General features: G+C 73.1%; 19 protein-coding genes. 11 read left to right on the top strand and 8 right to left on the bottom strand.

The window, feature by feature from the left end:
- Positions 1-20: 20 nt before the first annotated feature.
- A complete protein-coding gene (locus tag HB370_RS39895; protein WP_167513162.1) occupies positions 21-845 on the bottom strand; it encodes an oxidoreductase in 825 nt (274 codons plus the stop codon).
- 300 nt (positions 846-1145) lie between these two features.
- Here HB370_RS39895 and HB370_RS39890 point away from each other — a divergent pair, with 300 nt between their 5' ends.
- From HB370_RS39890 to HB370_RS39870, 5 genes are all read left to right on the top strand, one after another.
- Positions 1146-2111 (top strand): alpha/beta hydrolase, encoded by a 966-nt coding sequence (locus HB370_RS39890; RefSeq protein ID WP_167513161.1) that lies wholly within the window; start codon positions 1146-1148, stop codon positions 2109-2111.
- Positions 2112-2400: 289 nt separating this feature from the next.
- A complete protein-coding gene (locus HB370_RS39885; RefSeq protein ID WP_167513160.1) occupies positions 2401-4098 on the top strand; it encodes a peptidase dimerization domain-containing protein in 1698 nt (565 codons plus the stop codon).
- Between the two features lie 185 nt (positions 4099-4283).
- On the top strand, positions 4284-4751 hold the full coding sequence (locus HB370_RS39880; RefSeq protein ID WP_167513159.1) for an SsgA family sporulation/cell division regulator: 468 nt from the start codon (positions 4284-4286) through the stop codon (positions 4749-4751).
- A 176-nt stretch (positions 4752-4927) separates the two neighbouring features.
- Positions 4928-5788, top strand: a complete 861-nt coding sequence (locus tag HB370_RS39875) for a Bax inhibitor-1/YccA family protein (RefSeq protein ID WP_167513158.1) — start codon at positions 4928-4930, stop codon at positions 5786-5788.
- Positions 5789-5940: 152 nt separating this feature from the next.
- Complete coding sequence (locus tag HB370_RS39870; protein WP_167513157.1) at positions 5941-7173, top strand: cytochrome P450; 1233 nt, start codon at positions 5941-5943, stop codon at positions 7171-7173.
- A 90-nt stretch (positions 7174-7263) separates the two neighbouring features.
- On the opposite strand, the gene HB370_RS39865 is transcribed toward HB370_RS39870, so the two are convergent.
- The 3 genes from HB370_RS39865 to HB370_RS39855 all read right to left on the bottom strand — a co-directional run bounded on the left by HB370_RS39865 (position 7264) and on the right by HB370_RS39855 (position 10350).
- Positions 7264-8877: a tannase/feruloyl esterase family alpha/beta hydrolase gene (locus HB370_RS39865; protein WP_167513156.1), complete on the bottom strand. Its 1614-nt coding sequence runs from the start codon at positions 8875-8877 to the stop codon at positions 7264-7266.
- 98 nt (positions 8878-8975) lie between these two features.
- Positions 8976-9680 carry a cytochrome b/b6 domain-containing protein gene (locus HB370_RS39860; protein ID WP_167513155.1) on the bottom strand — a complete coding sequence of 235 codons (705 nt, stop codon included), beginning with the start codon at positions 9678-9680 and terminating at the stop codon, positions 8976-8978.
- Positions 9628-10350, bottom strand: coding sequence for a molybdopterin-dependent oxidoreductase (locus HB370_RS39855; RefSeq protein WP_244405900.1), 723 nt, complete (start codon positions 10348-10350; stop codon positions 9628-9630). Before HB370_RS39855 ends, HB370_RS39860 begins: the two co-directional genes overlap by 53 nt.
- 394 nt (positions 10351-10744) lie before the next feature.
- On the opposite strand from HB370_RS39855, the gene abc-f reads away from it, so the two are divergent.
- The 3 genes from abc-f to HB370_RS39840 all read left to right on the top strand — a co-directional run bounded on the left by abc-f (position 10745) and on the right by HB370_RS39840 (position 14799).
- Positions 10745-12379, top strand: a complete 1635-nt coding sequence (gene abc-f, locus HB370_RS39850) for a ribosomal protection-like ABC-F family protein (RefSeq protein ID WP_167513154.1) — start codon at positions 10745-10747, stop codon at positions 12377-12379.
- Between the two features lie 78 nt (positions 12380-12457).
- A complete protein-coding gene (locus HB370_RS39845) occupies positions 12458-14140 on the top strand; it encodes an ABC-F family ATP-binding cassette domain-containing protein (protein ID WP_167513153.1) in 1683 nt (560 codons plus the stop codon).
- A gap of 98 nt (positions 14141-14238) precedes the next feature.
- On the top strand, positions 14239-14799 hold the full coding sequence (locus HB370_RS39840) for a CGNR zinc finger domain-containing protein (RefSeq protein ID WP_167513152.1): 561 nt from the start codon (positions 14239-14241) through the stop codon (positions 14797-14799).
- A gap of 391 nt (positions 14800-15190) precedes the next feature.
- On the opposite strand, the gene HB370_RS39835 is transcribed toward HB370_RS39840, so the two are convergent.
- The 3 genes from HB370_RS39835 to HB370_RS39825 all read right to left on the bottom strand — a co-directional run bounded on the left by HB370_RS39835 (position 15191) and on the right by HB370_RS39825 (position 19506).
- Complete coding sequence (locus tag HB370_RS39835) at positions 15191-16396, bottom strand: VWA-like domain-containing protein (protein WP_167513393.1); 1206 nt, start codon at positions 16394-16396, stop codon at positions 15191-15193.
- A gap of 218 nt (positions 16397-16614) precedes the next feature.
- On the bottom strand, positions 16615-17898 hold the full coding sequence (locus tag HB370_RS39830; RefSeq protein ID WP_244405896.1) for a MoxR family ATPase: 1284 nt from the start codon (positions 17896-17898) through the stop codon (positions 16615-16617).
- Positions 17899-18012: 114 nt separating this feature from the next.
- Entirely contained in the window at positions 18013-19506 is a 1494-nt protein-coding gene (locus HB370_RS39825; RefSeq protein WP_167513151.1) for a hypothetical protein, read from the bottom strand.
- Positions 19507-20095: 589 nt separating this feature from the next.
- Between HB370_RS39825 and HB370_RS39820 the strand changes: the two genes are divergently transcribed.
- Both HB370_RS39820 and HB370_RS39815 read left to right on the top strand, forming a co-directional pair.
- Positions 20096-21106 (top strand): methyltransferase, encoded by a 1011-nt coding sequence (locus HB370_RS39820; RefSeq protein ID WP_167513150.1) that lies wholly within the window; start codon positions 20096-20098, stop codon positions 21104-21106.
- A gap of 414 nt (positions 21107-21520) precedes the next feature.
- Entirely contained in the window at positions 21521-22708 is a 1188-nt protein-coding gene (locus HB370_RS39815; RefSeq protein ID WP_167513149.1) for an FAD-dependent monooxygenase, read from the top strand.
- Positions 22709-23106: 398 nt separating this feature from the next.
- Here the strand turns inward: HB370_RS39815 and HB370_RS39810 are convergent, their stop codons facing one another.
- Positions 23107-23973, bottom strand: a complete 867-nt coding sequence (locus HB370_RS39810) for a helix-turn-helix domain-containing protein (RefSeq protein ID WP_167513148.1) — start codon at positions 23971-23973, stop codon at positions 23107-23109.
- 368 nt (positions 23974-24341) lie between these two features.
- Between HB370_RS39810 and HB370_RS39805 the strand changes: the two genes are divergently transcribed.
- Positions 24342-24788: a hypothetical protein gene (locus HB370_RS39805; RefSeq protein ID WP_167513147.1), complete on the top strand. Its 447-nt coding sequence runs from the start codon at positions 24342-24344 to the stop codon at positions 24786-24788.
- Positions 24789-24964: the final 176 nt, after the last annotated feature.

Genomic DNA, 24964 nt, shown 5'->3' with positions numbered 1-24964 from the left:
GCACGACCCCGGAGGGCGGGTCAGGCGGCGGCGGATTCGCTGACCTCGCGCCACCGGGCGTCCTGGGTGGCGAGCCGCTCGGCCATGGCCTGGGCGACGGCGACGGCGTCCTTGCCCAGCAGCAGGCGCAGCGGCGGCTCCTCGGCCTCGGCGATGTCCAGCAGGATCCGGGAGATGCGCTCGGGGTCGCCGGGCTGCTTGCCGTGGGCGCCGCGGATGGCGGCCATGGCTCCGCCGACGACAGCCTCGTAGGGAGCGCTGACCGGCGGGGTCTTCATGGAGGAGCCTGCCCAGTCGGTGCGCATGCCGCCGGGTTCGGCGACGGTGACCTTGATGCCGAGCGGGGCGACTTCCTGGGCGAGGACCTCGGAGAAGCCGCCGACCGCCCACTTGGCCGCCTGGTAGGCGCCCAGGCCCGGGACGCCGACGCGTCCGCCGACGGAGGAGATCTGGATGACGTGCCCCGAGCCCTGCTCGCGCAGGACCGGCAGGGCGGCGCGGGTGACGTTGACGACGCCGAAGAGGTTGGCCTCGATCTGGTCGCGGAACGCCTGCTCGGACATGTCCTCGATGGCGGCCATGTCGGCGTAGCCCGCGTTGTTCACGACCACGTCCAGGCGGCCGAACGCCTCGACGGCGACCCGCACCGCGTCCCGGGCCGCCGCGGCGTCGGTCACGTCCAGGGTGACCAGGCGCACGCGCTCGCCGTACGTCTCGGCGAGGACGTGGAGGGATTCGGTGCGCCGGGCGGTGGCGACCACGTTGTGGCCGGCCTCCAGGACGGACTCGGCGAGGGTACGGCCCAGTCCGCGGGAGCTTCCGGTGATCAGCCAGGTCTTGCTCATGGTGTGCCTCGGTTTCTGTCGAGGGCGTCTGCCGCACCAGCGCCTAAGAGGCCAGTGGACCTTTATGTGGTCGACCGTAAGAGTCCACTGGCCTCTTGTCGAGTCGTGGAGCCCCGGCATGACGAGCGCCACACCCGGCCCTGAAGGGGGAAGGTTCTTTCCCAGGCAGAAACCTGTCTCTTCCGCCCGTGCGGGAGCTGACGGACGGTGGATGCGTGCCCGGCGGACAGCCGCCCCCTGAGAGCGCGCCGCCCGGCACTGTCACGACCACCCCGTCCACCTCTTCGCAGGAGTGCTCCCATGGCCAGGACCACCGTCGCCTACGACAGCGCCGGCATCCGCATAGCCGCCCACCTCTACACCCCCGACACCCCGGCGGCGGGCCCGCGCCCGGCGCTGGTCGTCGGCCACCCCGGTACGGGCGTGAAGGAGCAGACGTCCGGCACGTACGCGCGGCTGATGGCCGAACGCGGCTTCGTCACCCTGGCCTTCGACGCCGCCCACCAGGGCGAGTCGGGCGGTCTGCCGCGCGGGCTGGAGGACCCGGCGCAGCGCGTGGAGGACTTCAAGGCCGCGGTGTCCTACCTGATCACCCGTGAGGAGGTCGACGCGGAGCGGATCGGTCTGCTCGGCATCTGCGCCTCCGGCGGCTACTCGCTGGCCGCGACCGGCGGCGACCACCGGGTCGCGGCCGTGGCGACCGTGTGCACCGCCGACCCCTCCCGCCAGTTCCGCCTCGGCGCCGGGGGCGACCAGGACCCGGCCGTCTTCCAGTCCCTGCTGGACGCCGCCGCCCGGGCCCGTACCGCCGCCGCCCGCGGCGAGGACCCCGGCGTGATGACGATGTTCCCGGAGACGGCGGAGCAGGCGCGCGCGCTCGGCGGTGAGCACGGCGCCGAGGGCTTCGAGTACTACTGCACCGCGCGCGGCGGGCACGAGAGGTCCGCGAAGTTCCTGGCCTGGGAGAGCATCGACAGGCTGGCCTTCTACGACGCCTTCTTCGCGGTCCCGCTGATCGGCCCCCGCCCGATGCTCCAGATCGTCGGCGAGCGCGCCGTCACCGCCTGGATGGCCGTGGAGGCACACCAACGCGCCACCGGCCCGAAGGAGTTGTACCGGATCCCGGGCGCCGGCCACGTCGACCTCTACGACAAGAGGGAGTACATCGACCCCGCCGTCGAGAAGCTCACCGACTTCTTCACCACCGCCCTGGGCACCGCGGCCGGACCGGCGGAGGGGCCGACTCACCGCTCCGCCGACGCGTAGAGATCGCTGTAATCAGGTGGTCGGGACGGTGCTCCCGCACACCTGCACAGGCACCGGCAGCCTGTGCGCCGCGTCCGGTCCGAGGACGGTCCGGACGGGCGATCGAAAACACATGTGACCGTCTGCCCGTACGTTTCGAGGCGAGTCACCCGGGAGAGAGCGAAGCATTTCCGGCCACAGGACGCCGGCTTCCCGCGGAGACACCTATGCTCCTCGGTGACACACCAGGAACACATGTCATGGAGCCGGCCGTCCGGCCCTTCCCTCACGACCTCGAGGACGAACCGACGTGAACGACTTCCACCCCGGCCGTCGACGCCTGCTGAAGATGTTCGGACTGAGCGCCACCGCGACCACCGCGGCCGTCCTCCAAGCCGACCCGGTGCTCGCCGCGACCCTCGGCCACGACGAGCGGACCGGGGTCGACCCCGCCACCTACCGCGCCCCCACGGGGCTGGCGAAGAACACCGCGGCCAAGCAGACCGCGCTCGAGTGGATCACCGCCAACGAGGGCGCCGTCACCGGGCTGAGCGACCGCGTGTGGCAGTACGCGGAGCTGTCGCTGCGCGAGTGGAAGTCCTCCCTCGCCCACGCCAGGCTGCTCCAGGACAACGGCTTCACCGTCACCTGGGGCCCGGCCGGCTTCCCGACCGCCTTCGTCGCCACGTACGGCACCGAGGGGCCCGTCCTCGGTTTCAACGCCGAGTACGACGCCCTGCCCGGCCTGTCGCAGAAGAAGGGCGTGGGCACCCACGACCCGCTGGTGCACCACTACGACGCCTACGGCCCCACGTACGGCGCCGGCCACGGCGACGCCCACAACTGCCTCGGCGCGGGCGGCACCGCGGCCGCCATAGCCGTGGCGCGGGCGATCCGCGCCCACGGCCTGAAGGCCACGGTCAAGCTGTTCGGCAGCGCCGGCGAGGAACAGCTCGTCGGCAAGGCCTACGCGGTCAAGGAGGGCGTCTACGACGGTCTCGACGCCTTCCTGGACTGGCACCCGTTCAACATCACGGTGCCGTTCTGGAACACCACCAGCGCGCTGATTTCGGCCACGTTCACCTTTCTCGGCGCCTCCGGTCACGGCGGCACCCCGCTCGGCAACAAGAGCGGCCTGGACGGCGCCCTGCTGATGGCGACGATGTCGGAGTACCTGCGGGAGAAGAACGTCGCCCCGTCCGGACGGTTCCACTACGCCGTCATCAACGGCGGCGGTGCCCCGAATGTGACTCCGGACATGTGCTCCATCTGGTTCTTCGTCCGCGAGGGCAGCCCGGCACGCGCCAGGGTGCTGTACGACAAGATCGTGGAGTGCGCCAAGGCGGCCGCGCAGGCCAGCCAGACCCGCCTGGTGCACAAGTTCCACTCGGCGACGTGGAACCTGCTGGCCAGCAAGGCCGGAGCGGAGCTGCTCAACGACAACATGCGGCAGATCGGCGCGCCTCGGTTCACCGACGCCGACCACGCCCTGGCCAGGAGCATCCAGAAGTCACTGGGCCGGCCGGAGACCGGTATGCCGACCTCGCTGACGCCGCTCGCTCCCCCGGCCGCCGCCTACACCGGCGGACTGGCCACCGACACCGCCGACGTCAGCTGGCAGGCGCCGACCGCCGTACTGCTGTCCGCGGCCTACCCGCCCGGCATCCCGAACCACAACTGGGGCGCCACCGCGACGGCGGCCACCAACATCGGGCACCAGGCGCTGCTGTCCGCCGCCCGCTATCTCGCGGCCGGCGCCATCGACCTGATCGAACAGCCGGAGCGGCTGGAGGCGATGAAGCAGGAGTTCGCCGAGCGTACCGAAGGCGTCGGCTGGGCCTCGATGATCCCCGACGGGAGCCAGCCGCCGCTGTACGAGCCGCCGGCCGAGTTCCTCAGGGCGACCGGGCAGAGCTGGCCGCCGAAGGGCGTGACCTGGCCGGTGCCCCCCGTGGTGGCGGCCGAGCAACTGGGCACCACGGGCCCCGACCTGCCGCCCGTGACCTGACAGCTGTCGTCCCATTCGCCTGGTACGGCGTTGACTTACGTCAGGCCCCGGGGCACGTCCGAGGAGGGCCCGTCGACTGCCGCGCGAAGTCGCGCCGCTCGACCGTCAAGTGACCGATGTGCGGCCCGGCCGCGCGGCGGACAGTGGGAGGCGCGGACTTCGTACCACTGAGGGGAAATCCTGTCATGCACCGTGATCAGTCACCGCCGCGGGCCCGGTCGGCGCCCCGGCACGTTCCGTCGCTGCTGCTGGGCGTCGACCAGATGCTGGACGAGTTCTCCCGTGAGTCCGTTCAGGCGGAGTTCCGGTTCGACCCGGACATGCCCGCGGTGATCACCGTCGAGTTCCTGGCGGAGCGCGGACCCAGTGTGAGCTGGCGGATCGGCCGCGAGCTCTTGCACCGCGGGCTGACGGAGATGAGCGGCTGCGGCGACGTGCGGATGTGGCCGACCCTGCCCGGTGAGCGGCCGTCGTCCTGGCTGCTGCTGGAATCGCGGGAGGTGGAGGCACTGTTCGAGCTGCCCACCGCGGAGCTGACGGAGTGGCTCGACGCCACCTACCAGATCACCTCGGCCGAGACGGAGATGGACGGTCTGGACTGGGACGGGTTCCTGCTGGGGCTGACGGGCGGCCCGGGGGTGCCGGGCGAATGAACGCGACCGTATCCGGGCCGAGGATGGCTTGCCCCCACTCGCGTCACCTGTCAAAGTGGTGACGCGAGAGGGTTGCCTCGCCCGCCCGGTGGGGGGTCTCCGGCACACGTGTGCCCTGGGCACCCGATGGCGACGCTCTGCCCAGGCCGCGTCCGCGGCACACGAGGAGGAACGACGTGAAGAGCAGCAACCCGGTCTTCTCCCGCTGGGGCGCGGGCCGTGACGACACCCCCGCCGGCGCGCACCCGCGTCATCCGGTGGGCGCCACCGTCGGCGGCCCGCCGGCCGACGACCACCCGGCCAACCCCTATGCCCCCGCGGCCGACGCGGACGCGCGGACGGCCGCGGCCCCGACCGCGCTCACGATGGACGACGTCGTCGTCCGCACCGCGACGACGCTCGGCACCGTGGTGCTCACCGCGGTGCTGTCGTGGATCCTGCTGCCCGTCGACGCGGCGGACATCGGCCGCTCCTACGGTCTCGCCGTGGGGGCCGCGGTCGTCGCCTTCGTCCTGTCGCTGGTCCAGAGCCTGCGGCGTACGCCGTCCCCGGCGCTGATCCTCGGCTACGCGGCGTTCGAGGGGGTCTTCCTCGGCGTCATCTCCAGCGCGACCTCGACGTACATCGCGCCGGGTGTGGTCGTGCAGGGCGTGCTCGGCACCTTCGCGGTGTCCGCGGGCGTCCTGATCGCCTACCGGATGCGCTGGATCCGCGTCACGCGGCGGTTCGCCGGGTTCGTCGCCGCGGCCGCGACCGGTTTCCTCCTGCTGCTGGCCGCCGATCTGCTGTTCTCCGCCTTCGGTGCGGGCAACGGCCTGGGCTTCCACAGCGGCGGACTCGGGATCCTCTTCGGTGTGGGCGGCGTCCTGCTCGGCGCGGCCTTCCTCGCTCTCGACTTCCGGCGGGTCGAGGACGCCGTCGCCTACGGCGCCCCTCGTGAGGAGGCGTGGCTGGCCGCCTTCGGGCTGACCACCACCCTGGTGTGGATCTACCTGGAAGTGCTCCAGGTACTGACCCTTTTCAACAGCGACAACTGAGTCCCACCGCGCCCGAGGGGCACGCGCCGGGCCGCGCGTGCCCCTGCGGCATGTCCGTGCGCGGGCCCGCGCCGAACCCGCGCGCGCTCCGGCTCGTTCTCCCCATGACGACCTGACCCGCCGGACCGTCAGAACGGAGAACGGGAGGCCCCATGAGTTCCGACGAGCGGTGTCCGTACCAGGACGGCAGGGTGGTCATCGACCACGCCTTCAAGGCGGACTCCCCCGCCCGCTTCTCCCGGCTGCGGGAGCTCGGCCCCATCCACCCGGCCGAGTTCCACCTGGGTCTGAAGGGCTGGGTGATCGTCGGCTACGACCTGGCCCGCGAGGCGCTGACCCACCCCGCCCTGCTCAAGGACGCCACCCCCGCCGCCGAGGCCCTGGCCGCCGCCGGGTACGTCCTCCACCGGCCCTCGGTCGGCCTCGGCGCGCAGATGATGGAGGCGGATCCGCCCGAGCACACCCGGCTGCGCCGGCTCGTCTCCGCCGTCTTCACCCCGCGTCGTACGGCGGAAATGGCGCCGCGCGTCGAGCAGACCGCCCACAGCCTGATCGACGCGATGCCGCCGTCGGGCGAACTCGACCTCGTCGAGGCCTTCAACGCTCCGCTGCCCGCCACGGTCATCGCCGGACTCCTCGGCATCCCGCACCGCCACCACCACGACTTCCGCCGCTGGGCGGGACAGGCACTCCAGGTGGCCTCACCCGAGCACCGCCCGGCCCTGGCCGCGCTGCACGCGCTGCTGACCGAACTGATCGCGGACAAACGCCGCCGCCCCCAGGACGACCTGCTGTCCGCCCTGGTCGCCGTGCGCGACGAGGAGGACGGCCGGCTCTCCGAGGAGGAACTGGTGGGCACGGCCCTGATGCTGGTCGTCGCGGGTCACGAGACCACGGTGAACCTGCTGGGCAACGCGGTGCTCGCCCTGCTGCGACACCCCGGCCAGCCGGAGCTGTTGCGCGCGCGGCCCGAGCTGATGCCGGACGCGGTGGAGGAGTTCCTGCGCTACGACCCCTCCGTCGAACGCTCCACGAGCCGCTACGCCGCGCGCGACCTCCTACTGGGCGGAGTGGCGATCCCCCGGGGCTCCATGGTCGCCGTGGCTCTCGGCTCCGCCGGGCACGACGCCCCGCAGCCGGGCGGCGGCGACCCGGCCGTGCTGGACGTGACCCGGCCGGGCGCCCGCCATCTGGCCTTCGGGCACGGCATCCACCACTGCCTCGGTGCCCCGCTCGCCCGCCTGGAGGCGACGATCGCCCTGCGCACCCTGCTCACCCGGATCCCGGAACTGGAACTCGCCGTCCCGGCGGACTCGTTGCGGTGGATCGGCTCCGGGATCGTCCGCGGCGTGCTGTCCCTCCCGGTGCGCTACCGCGTGGCCTGACGGTGGCCGCCGTACGACGACGTCCCGGTCCGCGTCGAGGGGCGCGGACCGGGACGGTGCCGGGCGGTACGGCGTCAGGTCGCCGAGCCGTCAGTGCCGGGAGGGGAGGACGCAGCGGAAGCTGGTGGCCAGGTCCGGGTCGCCGTGGCCCTGGTAGCGGGACACCGCGGGGTAGGCGCACAGGTCGCGTTCGAGCCGCTTGCCCTCGGCGTTGACGAGCGTGGCGGGCAGGGTCCTGGGTGCCTTGCCGTGCTCGACCCAGGCGGTCAGGGCGGCGAGGCCGTCGGCCGAGCCGTCCTGGCCGTCGAGGCCGCAGTGGTCGGTGTTCGGGGCGAGGAAGAGACGGTAGAAGTCGTCGACCTTCTTGGCGCTGCCCATGTCCCGCACCACGCGCCGGAGGTAGTCCACGGTGCCCTGCGGCGGGATGTACTGGTCGGCCTGGCCCTGCCAGGTCAGGAGCTTGCCGCCGGACTCGCGGAAGGCGGAGAGGTCCGGGTCGTCGGTGTCCATGACGGGGCCGTACTCGGCCACGGCCCGGTGGAACAGCTCGGTGAACCGGCTGTAGGTGAGGGTCGAGACGTCGAAGGACGGATCCTTCTCCACCCAGCTCGCCGTCCAGTGGGCGGGCACCTGGAACGGTACGCCCTTGAGGTTGCCGTCGGCGTCGGGCGCGGTGCCCGCGAGACCCTTCAGGTCGGCCCCGACCGGGACGCCGGACCACAGTTTCCTGCCGGAGGCGGTCCGCGGGCCGTCCCAGATCTTGCGGACGACGGCCGCGTCGGCGGCGGTGACGGTCAGCTCCCTGCCTTCGCACAGCACCTTCGTGCCGATCAGCCGGCGCGGGTCGAAGTCACAGCGGGAGGCGTCGTTGACGAGGCCGTCCCTCGCGCCGTCGAGCGTGTCACATGCCTTGACGGCGGCCGCGGTGAAGGCATTCAGCTCGCAGCCGGACACATAGGTCTTCTCGTTGTTCATGACGACCTGCGGCCACAGGGTGGCGAGTATGTAGCGGTCCCAGTTGACGGCGGGCGCGTCGGCGAGAATGCCGTCGTAGTCGTCGGGGTGGCGCTGGGCCTCCATGTAGCCCTGGCGTCCGCCGGTGGAGCAGCCGGTGAAGTAGGAGTACGCGGCGGCCCTGCCATAGACGGCGTCGACGACCTCCTTGCCGACGACCGCCGCCTCGTGCTGGGAGCGGGAGGCGAAGTTCTTCAGCAGCGCGGTGTTGACCCGGCCCTGGCCGTTCAGGGCCCAGCCGACGTCGAGGACATCGCCGACGCCCGCGTCGGTGGTGGTCGCGGCGTAGCCGTTCTTGACGGCGGTGGCCAGGCCGGTGCCGTTGTCCCCGGCCGCGAAGGCGGTCCCGCCGAGCGCTTGGAGACGGCCGTTCCAGCCGGTGACGGGCAGCCAGGTCCGGATTCCGGCGTGGTCGCCGTCGCCCGGGTGGGTGAGGGTGACCGTCACCTCGCAGTACGCGGGCACGCCGGTGACGGTGCCGCCCAGAATGCCGCCGCCGTGGACGGTGCCGCCCTCCTGGCGCACCGCGGTCACGGACTCGACGCGGGTGCCGGGCGGGGCCGTCACCGAGGTCGTCACGCAGTCGAGCGGAGCGGACGCGGGGGTCCGGGGCTCGGCGGACGCGGTCGGCAGATACACCGCCGCGGCCAGCGGCACACCGGCCGCGAGAACGGTCAGAAGTCGTCTCATGGGTTTCCCATCCGAGAAAGAGGTGTGCGCCAGGCGGTGGCGGCACACACATGTGCGCGGCACATGAGCGGGAGGTTCGAGCGCGACGCTATCACCGGTCAAGGCGGTGACGGACGGGTGTCCGACTCGTCGGTCACGACATCCATGCCGTCCTCCTCCAGCCACCGGGGGTGGTGGGTCTCCGCCCAGGAGCGGCTGACGTAGCCGGTGCGCATGCCGAGCCTCGCCTCGGGATCCCCGAGGGCCCGGCGCGCGTGCCCGATCAGGACGAACGTGATCGCCCAGGCCAGGAGGTCGTGGACGAAGATGGCGCTGGTGCGCGAGATCAGGGGGAGCAGTCCGGTGCACCACATCAGCAGGCCGGTGGACGTCATCGTCAGCACGGCGCCGGCGAGCCAGCCCGCGTAGAGCTTCTGGCCCGCGTTGAACTTCCCGGCCGGGCGCGCCCCGGGTGCCGTGCGGCGCCTGCGGACGGCCCGCAGCCACTGACGGTCGTAGACCGCGAAGCGGTTCAGCCTGCGCAGGTCCGCGCGGAACTCGGCGGACAGCAGTCCGAGCAGGAAGGGCAGCGGCAGGAAGATGCCGGACCATTCGTGGACGGTGACCATCAGTGGGCGGCGGCCGACGAGCAGGGCCAGCGGGCCGATGTACAGGCAGGCGGCGGAGACCAGGCACAGCAGCATCAGGTAGCCGGTGGCCCGGTGGACGAGGCGCTGCGCGGCCCCGAACCGGCGGACCCGGCCCGCGGCGTCAGGCCGCGTCGGCGTGCCGGTCCTCGCCGTCGAGCCAGCCGTCGACGGCATAGCCGCGCTCCTCCCAGTAGCCGGGAACGACCTTGTCGGTGACCGAGACGCCGGACAGCCACTTGGCCGACTTGTAGAAGTACATGGGTGCCACGTAGAGGCGCACCGGTCCGCCGTGGGCGTGGGTGATGGGCTTGTCCTGCATGTCCAGCGCGACCAGGACGTCCGGACGGCGGGCCTGCTCCAAGGTGAGGCTCTCGGTATAGGCGCCGTCGAAGCAGGTGAAGCGGACCGCGGCGCCCGGGGAGCGAACGCCCGCGGCGTCGAGGAGGTCCGCGAGCCTGACCCCCGCGAAGGGCGTCCGGTCCACCCGCCAGCCGTCCGTGCACAACACGTCGTGGACGATCCGGGTCTGCGGCATCGCGCGAAGATCGCCGAGGGTGTAGGCCTTCGGCCGGTCCACCAGGCCGTCGACCCGCAGTTCGTAGTTCGTCGCGTCCTTGTGCGGCACCGAGCCGACGACGCTGTAGTACCGGAAGCCGCCCGGGTTGGGCAGCAGGCCGGTCAGACCCGTGACGTCCGCCTGGGAGGCGGAGGCCAGGAATCCCTCCCAGCCGCGCTGGAGATACGGCGCGGCGGCGAGCCCCGCGGCGCCCGCGCCGAGCATGCCGAGCATCGCCCGCCGCCCGACCGGCGCGCCCTCGGCCCTCCGGTTCGGCTTTCCTGCCATCGTCAGTGCGCTCCTTCGCTCACACGTGTGAACAGTGCCCGGATCGAGCGCCGTCACCTGTTGAATCGGTGACGACGATGGCATGGGTTGCTCGACGTGTCAACAACCTGACGAACAGGACACCGAACGCCCGTGCACGTGTGAGCGGCGGACACCGGCCGGTCGAACGCGGGAGCGGGACCTGCTACGCTGCCGGTGACCTGGACCGTGTGATCGAGGAGTCGCAGACGTGGTGGGTGAAGACGACATCTCCGGGTGAGATCCGGATCTGACGGCCACCGGCCGGCGCACAGGAGCGCCGTCGCCGACGTGGCCCGTCTCGTCGTACCCCTTTCCCCATGTCTGCCCAGGGCAGAGGTCTCTTTTCTGCCCTCCGTGCCTTCGAGGTCCTTTCATGTCTCACGCCGCCATCGTCTGCTCCGGCCTCTCCTTCGCCTGGCCTGACGACACCCCCGTCTTCCGTGACCTGTCCTTCACCGTGACCACCGGCCGTACCGGACTGGTCGCCCCCAACGGCTCCGGCAAGAGCACCCTGCTCAAGCTGATCGCCGGTGAACTCCGGCCGGCCACCGGCTCGGTGTCCGTCGGCGGCACGCTGGGCTACCTCCCGCAGAGCCTCCCTCTGACCGGCGACCTCACCGTCGCCGAGGTGCTCGGCGTCGCCGCGGTGATCCGCGCCCTGGACGCCGTCGAGTCCGGCGACGTCAGCGAGGAGCACTTCACCACCATCGGCGACGACTGGGACATCGAGGAGCGCACCCGCGCCCAGCTGGACCGGCTGGGCCTCGCCGGCCTCGACCTGGACCGCAGCCTGAGCACCCTCAGCGGCGGACAGGTCGTCTCCCTCGGCCTGGCCGCCCAGCTCCTCAAGCGCCCGGACGTCCTCCTGCTCGACGAGCCGACCAACAACCTCGACACCGAGGCCCGCCACAAGCTCTACGACGTCCTCTCCGACTTCACCGGCTGCCTGCTGCTGGTCAGCCACGACCGCGCCCTGCTCGACCGCATGGAACGCATCGCCGAACTCGGCAGCGGCGAACTCCGCTTCTACGGCGGCAACTTCACCGAGTACGAAGAGGCCGTCCGCGCCGAGCAGGAGGTCGCCGAGAAGAACGTCCGCAATGCCGAGCAGGAACTCAAGCGCGAGAAGCGGGAGATGCAGCAGGCCCGCGAACGCGCCGAGCGCCGGATGAGCAACGCCTCCAAGAACCTCAAGAACGCCGGCCTGCCCAAGATCTTCGCCGGCACCATGAAGCGCGGCGCGCAGGAGGCAGCCGGCAGGTCCGGCCAGTTGCACGCCTCCCGCGTCAGCGAGGCCAGGGCCCGCCTCGACGAGGCCGGACGCGCGCTGCGCGACGAACAGCGGCTCACCCTGGAACTGCCCGACACCAACGTGCCCGCCGGCCGCAACCTCTTCCTCGGCGAGGACTTGCAGGTCCACCACGCCGGCCGCGCCGTCTTCGCCGACGGCGGCGTCGACCTGACCGTCCGGGGTCCCGAGCGCATCGCGCTCACCGGGCCCAACGGCTCCGGCAAGACCACCCTGCTGCGGCTGATCACCGGGGACCTCGCCCCGGACAGCGGGGAGATCAGGCGCAACGACGGCCGGATCGCCTATCTCTCGCAGCGCCTGGACCTGCTCGACCCGGACCGCACCGTGGCGGAGAACTTCGCCGCGTTCGCCCCCGAGCGGCCCGAGGCGGAGCGGATGAACCTGCTCGCCCGCTTCCTCTTCCGCGGGGCCCGCGCCCACCTGCCCGTCGGCGTCCTCTCCGGTGGCGAACGGCTGCGCGCCACCCTGGCCTGCGTCCTGTGCGCCGACCCGGCCCCCCAGCTGCTCCTGCTCGACGAGCCGACCAACAACCTGGACCTGGTCAGCGTCGGCCAGCTGGAGAGCGCGCTCAACTCCTACCAGGGTGCCTTCCTGGTGGTCAGCCACGACGAGCGGTTCCTCGCGGAGATCGGCGTGAACCGCTGGCTGCGGCTGGCCGACGGCGCGCTGAGGGAGACGGGAGCCCCCGTGGGGTGAACCCCGGCGTGTGACGTGGCCCGCGTCCGAGGCTCCGCGCCCGGCGGGCCGACCACCGAACACGTAGGAAGGTTCCCCATGTCCCAGCCCGCTCTGCTCGCCCGCGACGTCGTCCGCACCCTGGGCGGCCGGCGCGTCCTCGACGGCATCTCCCTGACCGCCTCCCCCGGCCACCGCATCGGCCTGATCGGGGAGAACGGTGCCGGCAAGTCGACCCTGCTGCGGGTGCTCGCCGGCGTCGACGAACCCGACTCCGGAAGCGTCACACGCCCCGCCGGACTGGGCTTCCTCCACCAGGAGATGCCCTACGACGCCGACGCCACCGTCGCCGCGGTGCTGGACGAGGCGCTGTGCGAGGCCCGCGAGGACCTCGCCGAACTGGAACGGCTCGGCGAGGCACTCGCCCGCGTCCCGCAGGACGACCCCGGCCACCAGGAACTCCTCGACGCCTACGGCAGGCGGCTGGAGCAGGCGCAGGACCGGGAGTCCTGGGACGCCGACCGCCGCGCGGCCCTGGTACTGGACGGCCTGGGCCTCGGCACGGTCGGCCACGACCGCACGCTGGGCTCGCTGTCCGGCGGGCAGCGCGGCCGGCTGGCCCTGGCCGCGCTGCTCGTACGACGCCCCTCCGCGCTGCTGCTCGACGAGCCGACCAACCACCTCGACGACGGCGCCGCCGCCTTCCTGGAGGAGCAGCTCCGCACCCTTCCCGGAACGGTCGTGGCCGCCAGCCACGACCGGGCGTTCCTCGACGCCGTCTGCACGGACCTCGTCGATCTCGACCCGGCGGTGGACGGGCCGGTCCGCTACGGCGGCGACTACACCGCCTACCTCGGCGAGAAGCGCGCCGAACGGGAGCGCTGGGAGCGGCGGTACGCCGAGGAGCAGCGGGAACTGGCGGAGCTGCGGCAGGCGGCCGGGGTGACCGCGCACCGGGTCGCCCCGGACCGGGGGCGCACCGACAACGAGAAAATGGGATACGGCCACCGGGCCGGCCGGGTGCAGAACCAGATCTCCCGCCGGGTGCGCAACGCCACCCGGCGGCTGGAGGAACTGGAGCGCGCCCAGGTCGCCGAGCCGCCGCGCCCGCTGCGGTTCGCGGCCGGTGACCTGGCCGCACGGGCCGAGGAGGACCCGCAGCCGCTGGTGGCCCTGCGGAACGTCCGGGTGCCCGGCCGGCTGGCGCAGGTCACGCAGGAGATCTCGGCGACCGACCGGCTGCTGATCACCGGCGGCAACGGGGCCGGCAAGTCCACGCTGCTCGCCGTACTCGCCGGACGGCTGGCCGCCGAGGGCGAGGTGCGCAGGCGGCCCCGGCTGACGGTGGGGCTGCTCACCCAGGACACCGTGTTCGACCGGCCCGGACGCACGGTCCGCGACACCTACGAGCTGTCGCTGGGCCCGGCACGCGCCGAGCGGGTGCCGCTGCTCTCGCTCGGGCTGCTGCACGAGGCGGACCTGGACAAGCCCGTCGGGCTGCTGTCCGTCGGGCAGCGGCGGCGGCTGGCGCTGGCGCTGCTGGTGGCCCGTCCGCCCCAGCTGCTGCTGCTCGACGAGCCGACCAACCATCTCTCCCCGCGGCTGTGCGACGAACTGGAGGAGGCCCTGGGCCCGGGCCCCGGCGCCATCGCCGTCGCCAGTCACGACCGCTGGCTGCGGCGGCGGTGGCAGGGCCGGGAACTCCGGCTGGAGCCGGGAGGCCGGCCGGACGCGGGAGGCCGACGGCGAGAGAACCCGGCCACGGTCCGGTCGGGGGCCTGAGCCGGCAAGCGCCGCGGGTGGCGGCCCCCTTGCGCGGTACCACCCAGAGCGGTGACGGGTTCTTGCGCTGCCCATCAGTCACCTGTCAAGATGGTGATGTGAACCTTGACCACGTTTTCGTATGCGGACACCCGGCTCTCGACTTCGCGGCCACCCTGCGTGCCCGGCGCTCGACCCGGTTCGAGATGTTCGTGACGCCGGACCGGCTCAACGCCTGGTACCTGGAGTCCGGACTCGTGGACACGATCACGCCCGCCGACGAGTCGGACGTCCGGGAGGCGATCACCGTGCGCGAGGCCGTCTACCGCCTCGTCACCAACCGCCGGCTCGGTGAGGACTTCGACCGCGAGGCACTCGCCGTGGTCAACGGCGCGGCGCGCAAGACGCCGGTGACGCCGCAGCTCACCATGGCGGGCCGGCACAGCGAGGCGACCCCGGCGCAGGCCCTGGCGACCGTCGCGCGGCAGGCCGTCGAGCTGCTCAGCGGCCCGGACGTCCCGCTGATGAAGGAGTGCGGCAACCCCGAGTGCACGCGGGTCTACATCGACCGCTCCCGGGGCATGCGGCGCCAGTGGTGCGGCATGGAGTCCTGCGGCAACAAGATCAAGGCCGCCGCCTACCGCGCCCGGAAGAAGACCGCGCCCGTGCCCGCGCGCTGACCTCCTGACCTGGGCACCGCACGGCTCCGGCGGGCGCCGGGGCTCGGCCGGCCGCGACAGCCGGTCAGCGTGGTCGTGCCGGCCGGCGGTGTTGTCGGTGTGCCGGACGGCGACGGCTGCCGGCTCTTGATCGTCGCTTACGCAGGACTCCCCGCAGGGTCGGCCGGTCCTGCGGCACGGGTGAGGAGCGCGGAGAGGTCGGCGCGCCGGCGGCGGTGAGCCGGGCCGCGAACGGTGGCTCGCCGGGCGCGACGGCCGGGACCGGCCGCCCCAGCTCGTAGCGAGCCGCCTTCAGGCCCGTCGGCGTCAGGTCACGCAGCGCCTCCCCGCCGGGATCCGCCCGCCGTTTCTCCGCCCGGCCGTGCGGACGCGGACCGGGCGGGGGCGGGCATCAGCCGATGGTGACGACCCGGGCCCAGGGCGGTGGGGTGTCCGGAACGTGGTCGGGGTCCGTCTCGTCGACGGCGCGGGCGGGACGGGGGAACAGTCCGACGACGGTCCGGCAGGCCGGCTGCTCGGAGGGCCACGGTGTCTGACCGTCCGTCAGGGCGACGATGACGTCCGGGCGCGGCCGGGAACGGAGCGCCCGGGTGAAGCCGGAGCGCAGGTCGGTGCCCCCGCCGCCGACCAGTTCCATGTTCTCGGCACGGCAGAGCGGTACGGCGATCCCGGCCGCCGCGTCACAGGAGATCACCGAAACCAGGTCGCGCCGCCCTCCCACGGCCCGCGAGATCGCCGCGACTTCCAGGAGCGCGCTGCCCAGTTCGGCGTCGCTCACCGACCCTGAGGTGTCGATGACCACGCAGACCCGGGGCGGCGTACGGCGCAGGCTCGGCAGCACCACCCCGGGGACGGATGCCGAGCGCCGGGACGGACGCCGGTAGGTGTGGTTCTCGCCCGTCCCCGGCGCGCTCGCTGCCGAGCGGACCGCCGCTCCGAGCAACTGCCGCCACGGCTGCGGCGGATGGAACGCCTCGTCGGCCCACCGGCGCCAGCCGTCCGGCGCGTTGCCCGGTGCGCCCTTGATTCCCTCGGCCACCCGGAAGCGGACCGCGTCGCGCTGCTGTCTGGTCAGCCCGTGGGCCCCGTCGGGCCCCAGCTCCCATGGCCGCCGCTGCCCGTCGGCACCGCTGCCGCAGTCCAGCCAGGCCGATTCCGCGGCGAGGGAGGACATCGACGCCGTCCGCAGGTACTCCTCCATCAGCAGCCCGGTGGGCAGCCGCAGCAGCGACGGCAGCACCACTCCGGTGGGCAGGGGCAGGCCGTCGCCGTAGATGTCGTCGTTGATCTCGAAGTCCGCGGCGATGTTCCGCCGCAGCCGCTCGCCCGGCCCGTGCCGCTCGTGCTCGCGTGCGTACCGCTCGCCCCGCTCGTGGTGGTCGCGCAGCAGATGGGACACCTCGTGCACCCAGACGCCCGCCAGTTCCTCCACCGGGGTGCGCGCCACGAAGCCGGGCGAGACATAGCAGCGCCAGTGTGCGTCCACCGCCATCGTCGGGACCGACCGGTCCGCCACGATGTGCAGCGCGAAGAGCGCGTCGGCCAGGTAGGGGCGGACCTTCACCGCGTGCAGCCTCGCGGCCAGCAGTTTCTCCATGTCCAGCGGGAGCCCGGGCCGGCCGTCCGGCCCTGCGGAGCCCGGCGGTCCGCCGGGTACGCCCGGCGTCTCCCCCACAGTGGCCCGCACCGGGCGCGGCGCCGGGGGCGGGGCCATGGGGCGCGGCACCGGGCGGGACACCGGGCGCGCGGGCACGGAGTGGCCCGTGGGTCCCATGGGCCCTGTAGACGTGGGGCCTGTGGGTCCCGTGGGGCGCGTCATCGGCGCGCCCCCGTCGTGTCTCCGGTCTCGGCCGCCGTGGCCTTCGCCACCGACCGGTCCGCGCGCCGGGCGAGTCCGACGACCGCGGCCAGCCGCTCCACTGCCCGCGGCACCTCCCAGTCGTCGCGGCGCAGGGCGGCCAGCGCCCTGGCCGGGGCGACGAGCAGGTCCGGGGCGCCGGTCTCCATGGCCCGGACGAGCACCGCCCAGGCCGCCTCCCACCGCTGCCGCTCCGGGCGTGCCCCGACGGCGGCGACCACTGCCTCCAGCGCCGCCTGGCGCAGATCACCCCGTTCGGGGAGTGTGGCGGAGGACGGTTCGGCGAGCAGTGTCTCCGGGTCCGGCAGGTCCATACGGTCCAGGTGGGCGAGGAGTTCCAGCCCGGGGCCGTCTCCCACCGCACCCCGCACCAGCAGCGCCATCACCTCGCGGGAGGCGGCGGCCGCCGTGCCGAAGGCCAGCAGGGTCAGCGCGGCCTCCCAGCTGCGGGGCGAGGGCCAGGCGCCGCCGCGCCGTGTCTCGGTGCTCGGCAGCCGGTGGATCAGCGTCGGCCTGACCCGGAGGAAGCCGCAGACCGCGCGCCGGGCGAAGGCCACCGCGTCGGGCAGCCGCTCGGGCACCAGCCGTGGCAGCTCCGCGCGGGGCCAGACTCCGCCCAGCCCGCGCACCACCACGTCCCGGTCGTGCACCCAGTGGAGGTGGACGAACCGGTTGGCCAGCGGCGGGCTCAGTTCCCATCCGTCCGCCGCCGACGCCCGCGGATTGGCGGCGGCCACGATCCGTACGCCGGGCGGCAGTCGCAATTCCCCGACCCTCCGTTCCAGGACCACCCGGAGCAGGGCGGCCTGGACGGCCGGGGTGGCGGTGGACAACTCGTCCAGGAAGAGCAGCCCCCGCCCGGCCCGCACCAGTTCCACCGCCCACCGCGGCGGTGCCATCGGCACCCCCCGCACCCCCGGGTCGTCGCCTATGACGGGCAGCCCGGAGAAGTCGGACGGCTCGTGGACACTGGCGATCACGGTCGTCAGCGGCAGGTCGAGGGAGGCGGCGAGCTGGGTCAGGGCCGCGGTCTTGCCGATGCCCGGCTCGCCCCAGAGCAGCACGGGCAGGTCGGCGGCGACGGCCAGGGCGAGCGCGTCGAGTTGTTCGTCGGGGCGCGGCTCGGTGGTGGTCGTCCGCAGGAGGGCGAGGAGGTCGTCGGCGAGGGCGAGTCGGGCGCCGGTCGCGGACGCGTCGGCGGCAGTGGGGGCGGACGCGGGCAGCGGGATGCTGCGGGTCATGTGCATCACCTGGGTGGGATGGGGGGAACGGGAAAGCCCGTTCCGCAGGTCATGGGAGGCGTACGGCACCGAACGGGCGGTGCGGATCAGGGACTTCTGCCGGTGTGCCGGTGGTCAGCGGGTCAGGCCGGTGCGGGGACGGCTCCGGCCGGTGCGCTTGCGGCGCATGTCGTAAGGCGTGCGGCGGTCGAGCCGGGGACGGTGGTCCGCCTGCGCGTGGCCGCCACCCTCGGCGGTCCCGCCGTCCGCCGCCGCGGCGGCGGGGTGGACGGCGATCAGTCCCGAGCGGAAGAGCCCGTGCTCGACACGGCGTTCCGCGGCCGACTCCAGTTCCTGCCGGAGCGGCCCGTCGCGCAGGACCGCGGCGGGGCCGAGCAGGCCCTCGACCACGGCCAGCGCCCCGGCGACATCACCGTGGCGCAGCCGCTCCCGGACCGCGGGCAGCGCTTCCGGGGTGCGGTGGACCGCGTCGATCGCCCGCAGGCAGGGCAGTGCCGGGCCGCCGAGCGCCACCAGCAGCTCCTCCCGGCGCAGTTCGGCCGGGTCGTGATCGACCGCCGTCAGCACCCCGTCCCGCAGCGCGATCCGGTGGATCTCGCCCCGGCATGCCACCCGGTGCGGATCACCGGGCTCGGCGGCGGGGCCGGTCACCGCCGCGCGACCGGACACCGGCAGTGCCGCGGCGACGAGCGGATGCAGCCGCTCGGGTGTGATCAGCCCGGCCCGGAGCAGTTCCAGGTCCGGCAGGACCCTGGCCGCCGCCTCGGGCAGCAGCGGAAGCGCCGCGGCCTCCCGTGGCGGCAGCGTCTCCCGCAGCGGTCGGCACACCGGGGCGTGGCTGTCGTCCGGGGCGACGAGCTCGAGGACGGCACGGCTGCGGGCGTCGAGTCGTACGGTGAACGCCCCGCGAGGACGCCCCTCGGCCCGCAGCAGCAGTTCCGCCTCGGCGGCCCAACGGCCCACCGCCCAGGGGGCGTCGGGCACAGGGGGCGAGCCGGGCGGCGCGGACCGGCCGCGCACGCCGAGCGGGTCGGGCAGGCCCGGGGGCGCCGTGGAGGGTGTTCCGTACGCCCCGCACCGCCGCGCCAGTTCCCCGCTCCGTCCGGCGTCCCAGAGGTGCCGGTGCAGGTCGAGCCGGAAACGCCGGTCGGGGTGCGGATGCGGGTGGTGCCGTGGTGTGCCGTGCGCGGACCCGTCCCACAGGGCCAGGGACATCCGCTGTCCGGCGTCCGCCCAGGCCGGCGGGGTGCGCACCACCAGCTCCAGCGGCGGGGCGCCGGGCGCCCCGTAACGGGCCAGCGACAGGGTGAGGCCGGGTCTGAGCCGCCCGTCGGGGGCGATCCGGGGCATGTGCCAGCGGAGCAGATCCGGCGACAGCCGCCGCAGATCCGCACGGAGGCGGTGGACGAGGTCGGTGCCGTGGCGGTCGCGCACGGCGCGCAGATCGAGATCGACGTCGATCCGGGCAGCGGCACAGGCCCCCGCCCAGTCACCGGCAGCACGCCGTGCGGTCGCGGTCTCGATCATGGACGGTGGCACGGCGTACTCACGCACGCGTTGCCACATCGACAGGCGGGACGGGAGGTCGTTCGCGAAGTGATGAGCCATCAGCCATCACCTTGCGCGGACGATTCCCCCAATCCGTACGAGGAGAAGTTCATCATCGCGGGCATCGTAACCGTCCCGACGGCGATCCGCCTCTCTTTTTTCCCGCCCCCGCACACCCGGCCGGGCGGCCCCGGGAGGATCTGGGCGCGCGGCAGCCGTGACCTCGAAACGCTTGTGCGCGGCGGCCCTGCGCGATGCGCGACGAGGTACGGGCGGCCGGACCGGGCGCCATCACCCTGCCGCCCTGCCGTACACCGTGCCCGGCTCCTCCCGGACACCGAGCCTGAGCCGGCGGCCGGGGCGGAGCCGCTGCGGATCGGGGACGAGTACCGACGGGTGCACCGCAACAGCCTGCCCACGTCCGGGTGAAGACGGCCGGAAGCCCTCTGTCCGCACCGTGCCCGAAGGGATGCACTGGGACCAGCAGCCTCACCGGACCCATCCACCGTCAACACCGGCCGCCCCGACCGTTGAACCCCGGCCGGCAACCGCCGTCCCCCGCCATCCTGGACCCCCGCCCTCCCGCCCCCGACCCGCGGCCCCACCGCCGCGCCCGAACCGGGGCCCGCCCAAAAGAGGTGACGCAGCAATGAACACGGCACGGCAATCCGCGGCCCGGCTGATCGACGAGAGCCTGGGCTTCCTGTTTCCCGCGGCGCTGCGCGCTGCCGCCGCCGTGCGGGTGGCCGACCACATGACGGACGACGACGAGAGCGTCGAGCGGCTCGCCGAGGCGACAGGGACCGACGCCCGCAACCTCGGGCGGGTCCTGCGGCTGCTCGCCACGCGCGGCGTGGTCGAGGAAACGACCCCGGGACGCTTCCGGTTGACCACCACCGGTCAGGCCTTGCGCTCGGACGCCCCTCATTCCGCCCGCGCCGCGGTCCTGATGCTCACCGACGCCACGATGTGGCGCCCCGCCGGGGAGATGCACCGCTGTCTGACCGACGGCGGCTCCGCCTTCACCGACATCTTCGGCACGACGTTCTTCGACTACTTCGCACGCGACGCGGAAACGGCCGCCGTCTTCCACGACGGCATGGCCGCCATGTCGGACCACGAGAACGAACCGATCGCCGAGGCATACGACTTTCCGTCCACGGGCACCGTCGTCGACGTCGGCGGCGGCCACGGCGGCCTGCTCCTCGAAGTCCTCCGCCGGCAGCCCGGCCTGCACGGAATCCTTCACGACCAGACGCACGTCCTCGCCGAGCACCGGCTGGGTGACCACGACGACATCACCGGCCGATGGTCCACAGCCGACGGAGACTTCTTCTCCGCGGTCCCGCCCGGGGACATCTACCTCATCAAGCGCATCCTCCACGACTGGAACGACGAGCAGTCCGCCACCATCCTGCGCAACTGCCGGCAGGCCATGGCACCCGGAGGCCGCATCCTCGTCATCGACGCCGTCGTACCACCCGGCAACCAGCCCCACCAGTCCAAAACCCTGGACCTGATGATGATGAGCTCCCTGGTGGGACGGGAACGCACCGAAGAGGACTTCGTCCAACTCCTCAAGGAAGCGGGACTGCACCTGCGACGCATCGTGCCGACGTCAACCGTGCTGTCGGTCGTCGAAGCCGTGAGCACCGACTAGGAGAACCGGCAGAAGGAGAGAAGAAGGGCGTGTGCCGATCCGCCGGGAGCTGACGATCGCGGCGGTGGACTTGGCGGCTTGTTGTGCCTGGGCTGCCGGCCGACCGGTTGACCGACCGCCTGGAGGAAGTCGGTCGGCAGTCCCTGGTGCGTGATCCGATAGGCCGGCTCCTCTGGCGCGGTCCGGTCCGCCGGCATGCAGGCGCAGTCGGCTCGGCATTCATGGCGGGGCCGCAGTTGAGTCGTCCCGGTGCAGTGCTCGCCGGAACGCGTGGGAGCCGGGCACGGCGAGGGACCCGGTTCAGGGCGGCTGTACGGCTCCCCGGTCCTGCCGTTGGGCACTTCCGAGAAAACCCGCACGTTCACCATCCGGCCGGTCGCCGTATCGGCGCGGCGCGGCCAGGAAGGATTGATCATGACCGGGACCCACTCCAAGCGCTCCGCGCTCGTCTCCGGCGCGAGCATCGCCGGCCCCGCAGTGGCCTACTGGCTGCACCGCTACGGCTTCGACGTGACTGTCGTGGAGAAGGCGGGCGCCGTGCGCGGCGGCGGTTACCCCATCGACATTCGTGGCACCGCCGTCGAGGCGGTGCGGCGCATGGGCCTCCTGCCCGAGTTACGGAAGGTTCATGTCAACACCCACCGCATCACCTTCCTGGACGCCGACGGCGGCACCGTCGCCGCTCTGCGTCCTGAGAGCATGGCCATCGGCGCCGACGGCGACCTCGAAGTACGGCGTGGCGAACTCACGCAGATCCTGTACGACGCTGTCCGGCACTCCGTCGCGTTCGAGTTCAACGACTCCATAGCCGCCCTCAACGACCGCCCCGACGGCATCGAGGTCACCTTCCGCAGCGGCGCCCGGCGCACCTTCGACGTCGTCATCGGGGCCGACGGGCTCCATTCCCACACCCGTGGGCTGGCCCTGGGCCCCGAGGAGGGCTTCCACCACTACCTCGGGGCCTGTTTCGCCGGTTTCACCCTTCCCAACCACCTCGGCCTCACCTCCGAGGGCGTGCTGTGGAACGTCCCCGGCCGGTCCGCCGCCCTGTACGCCGTCGGCTCCGGCCAGGACGTGTTCGGGCTGCTCACCTTCAGGCGCTCCGACCCGCCTTTCGACGCCTTCCGCAACCCCGGCGCGCAGCGTGAGCTGCTCGCCGCCACCTTCCCGGACGACCGCTGGGAGATCCCGCGGATCGTCGCCGAGATGCACGCCACGGACGACCTGTTCTTCGACGTCGTCAGCCAGATCCGGATGACGCGCTGGTCCGCGGGCCGGGTGGTGCTGGTCGGCGACGCCGCCTACGCACCGTCCTTCCTGACGGGACAGGGCACCAGCCTCGCCCTGGTCGGTGCCTACGTACTGGCCGGCGAACTGGCCGCCCGCGCCGACCACGCCGAAGCGTTCGACGCCTACGAGAGGGTGATGAGGCCGTTCGTCACCCTCAACCAGGCGCTCGCGGGCGACGGCGACACGGAGCTTTTCCCCGCCACCGAACAAGCCCTCCAGCGGCGCAACACCGCCCTGCGCACCCTCTCCGCCCTCCCCGCCGACCGGGCGCACGCCGAGTACAGCGCTCTCACGCTTCCCGACTACCGCTGACTCGCGGCCCGCGCTCCACGGGGGACTCGCCGGCGGCGGGGGCGTGCGGTTCGTCGGAGCGGGGCAGAGCCGGGCTGCGTCGCGGTGGTGGGAGACGGTGCATCGGGTCAGCCGCTCAACGGCAGGCAGAGATCCGGCTGGTCGAGCGGCCCGTGCGTCACCGGTTCGGGCCGCCTTGAGCGCCGGAGGGCCGTCGTGTGGATGCGCTGCTCTCGCTCAACCCTCGTCCGGTGCGCTGTTGTTGCAGCAGATGCTCGTCACAAGGGCGGCCGCGTCGGTACGGGCGGCCGCACGGGCCTCCTCTACGGGGTGCGCGCCGGCACCGCCGGGCTCAGCCCATGCGCGCTCTCACGTCGCGGAATCCTCGGTCAGCGCCTGGCGTTTCGGAACCAGGCCGGTCATCCGCGCAGCGCCTGCCACGTGTGCGGGCCCACCACGCCGTCCGCCGGCAGCCCGGCCTGTTTCTGCAGACGCATCACGGCGGCGATCGTCTGCTGCCCATAGACACCGTCGACGACACCGGGGTCCAGCCTGCGGTGGCGCAGCAGGCACTGGGCCTCCACCACGTCCCAGCCGGGACCGGCGAGGACGGCGGTGCGTGTCGTGCTGTATCCGGCGCTCAGTCCGCCGCCGGACCCGCCGCCCCGGCGGACCTTGCACGGGTAGGTCCGCCCCGGCTTGAAGACGTACCGGCCCGGCCCCGTGCTCGCGGTGGTGCTGCCGCTCGGCCGGGCGCTGGGCGTGCTCTGGGCCGCGGGCGGGCGGTCGGCTCCGCCGCCGCCCAGGGGCAGGCCGATCAGGATGCCGGCGCCCGTCCCGAGGAGCGCGGCGAGGACGACGGCGGCGAGGACGACCGGTTTGCGTACGCCCGGAGGCCGTTCGGCCGCCGTCGCCGTCGCTTCCTGCTCGGGGTCCGGCCGCTGGTCCGGCTCACCGGCCCGGCCGTCGGCCGTCGCCTCCTGCCCGTCCTGCCCGGTGCCGGGCGGCGCCGGGACGCGTTGCTGCCAGACCTCCTCGGCCACTTCGTGCAGGGCGAGCAGCCGGGCCGGGTCGGCCCCGGTGGCCCGCGCCAGCTCCTCCACGGCCTGACGGGGCGGCAGGGCCTTGCCGTTGAGGTAACGCTCCCATGACGAGCGGCTGTAGCCGGTCTTGGCCGCGAGCGAGGTCAGGCTCATGCCGCTGCGGTCTTTCAGTCTGCGCAACTGCACGAAAAGCTGCCGGACCCGCTGATCGTGCATGTCCGGCAGTTCTTTCCAACGCGCCATGTGACACCCCCGAAGGCATCGGGCTCCCGCAAGGCCCCCCGGCCCGGCCGCCCCTCGCTTGATATACCGAGCGGCGCTCGCACGGGCCAGGCCCTGGCGCCGGTGGTTTCGGCCATGTTCCACGCGGGCGGCATCCCATCGATTCGCCGTCCCGTCCGGCGTCCCAGCAGGTCACGGCGGCAGGCGTCCCATGGTGTCCCATCAGGGCCGATGCCGGTGGCGGCCGTGCGGACCGGGCGGCAACCCTGTGGAGGGAAGCACGGCGGACCGGGCGGAACACCCGGAGCCGCCGCCCGTCCGGAGATCCACAGAAACATCCACGGAACCGGACGCACGTCGTCCCATCCATAGGGGAAGGAACCACGACCATGGAATTCCGCAAGACCCTCGCACTCTCGACGGCCACCTTGACGCTCGGCTCCGGCTTGGCGCTCGCCTCCGGCGTGGCCGTGGCGGACACCGCGCCGGCCGCCCCCGCCAAGGAGGTCGCGGCCCGGGCCGGATGGCACACGATCTGGGGCAACACCTGGGTCCCCGCGCAGCGCAGCGGCCGGTGGACGTCGGGGAAGTACCGCTCGCCGAGCAAGCCGACCCGTGCCGTGCTGCGGTGCTACAACTCCCGCGCCTCCATGAGGGTGCGCCTCTTCGAGTACAAGGGCGGCCACTGGAAGCAGATCGCGAGCAGCGGCTACAAGCGGTGCAACCCCAACGGAGGCATGATCGCCAAGGGGAACGTCAGCAACACCCGCCACTGGCTCAAGGTACGTATCGACGGCCGCCAGGGCTCTTTCGTCCGCGCGGAGAAGTGGTCCTGACCCGGCCGGCCGGGGCCTCGGGCCGGCCGCGCGCGTGCTGTCCAGGCGCGTGGCACTCGGGCAGCGGGCACACTCACCGACGACGGGAGGGCCGGTGAGTCGCGAGGTGTCCCGGGGCGAGTAACCCACCGGCTGCCGGGCGGTGTCCCGGCAGCCGGTGACCAACTCGTAGCAAC

Origin of the sequence: Streptomyces sp. DSM 40868 (genome assembly GCF_011820545.1) — a bacterium.
In the GTDB taxonomy this organism is placed as follows: domain Bacteria; phylum Actinomycetota; class Actinomycetes; order Streptomycetales; family Streptomycetaceae; genus Streptomyces; species Streptomyces eurythermus.
This window is presented reverse-complemented; position numbering and strand designations above follow the sequence as displayed.

Coding starts and splice junctions, on each gene's coding strand:
- HB370_RS39845 (WP_167513153.1), top strand. CDS start 12,458: ATGTCCCAGCCCGCTCTGCTCGCCCGCGACGTCGTCCGCACCCTGGGC.
- HB370_RS39860 (WP_167513155.1), bottom strand. CDS start 9,680: ATGCCGTCGACGGCTGGCTCGACGGCGAGGACCGGCACGCCGACGCGG.
- HB370_RS39810 (WP_167513148.1), bottom strand. CDS start 23,973: ATGGCGCGTTGGAAAGAACTGCCGGACATGCACGATCAGCGGGTCCGG.
- HB370_RS39815 (WP_167513149.1), top strand. CDS start 21,521: ATGACCGGGACCCACTCCAAGCGCTCCGCGCTCGTCTCCGGCGCGAGC.
- HB370_RS39830 (WP_244405896.1), bottom strand. CDS start 17,898: ATGACCCGCAGCATCCCGCTGCCCGCGTCCGCCCCCACTGCCGCCGAC.
- HB370_RS39805 (WP_167513147.1), top strand. CDS start 24,342: ATGGAATTCCGCAAGACCCTCGCACTCTCGACGGCCACCTTGACGCTC.
- HB370_RS39855 (WP_244405900.1), bottom strand. CDS start 10,350: ATGGCAGGAAAGCCGAACCGGAGGGCCGAGGGCGCGCCGGTCGGGCGG.
- HB370_RS39835 (WP_167513393.1), bottom strand. CDS start 16,396: ATGGAGAAACTGCTGGCCGCGAGGCTGCACGCGGTGAAGGTCCGCCCC.
- HB370_RS39890 (WP_167513161.1), top strand. CDS start 1,146: ATGGCCAGGACCACCGTCGCCTACGACAGCGCCGGCATCCGCATAGCC.
- HB370_RS39865 (WP_167513156.1), bottom strand. CDS start 8,877: ATGAGACGACTTCTGACCGTTCTCGCGGCCGGTGTGCCGCTGGCCGCG.
- HB370_RS39820 (WP_167513150.1), top strand. CDS start 20,096: ATGAACACGGCACGGCAATCCGCGGCCCGGCTGATCGACGAGAGCCTG.
- HB370_RS39880 (WP_167513159.1), top strand. CDS start 4,284: ATGCACCGTGATCAGTCACCGCCGCGGGCCCGGTCGGCGCCCCGGCAC.
- HB370_RS39825 (WP_167513151.1), bottom strand. CDS start 19,506: ATGGCTCATCACTTCGCGAACGACCTCCCGTCCCGCCTGTCGATGTGG.
- HB370_RS39870 (WP_167513157.1), top strand. CDS start 5,941: ATGAGTTCCGACGAGCGGTGTCCGTACCAGGACGGCAGGGTGGTCATC.
- abc-f (WP_167513154.1), top strand. CDS start 10,745: ATGTCTCACGCCGCCATCGTCTGCTCCGGCCTCTCCTTCGCCTGGCCT.
- HB370_RS39895 (WP_167513162.1), bottom strand. CDS start 845: ATGAGCAAGACCTGGCTGATCACCGGAAGCTCCCGCGGACTGGGCCGT.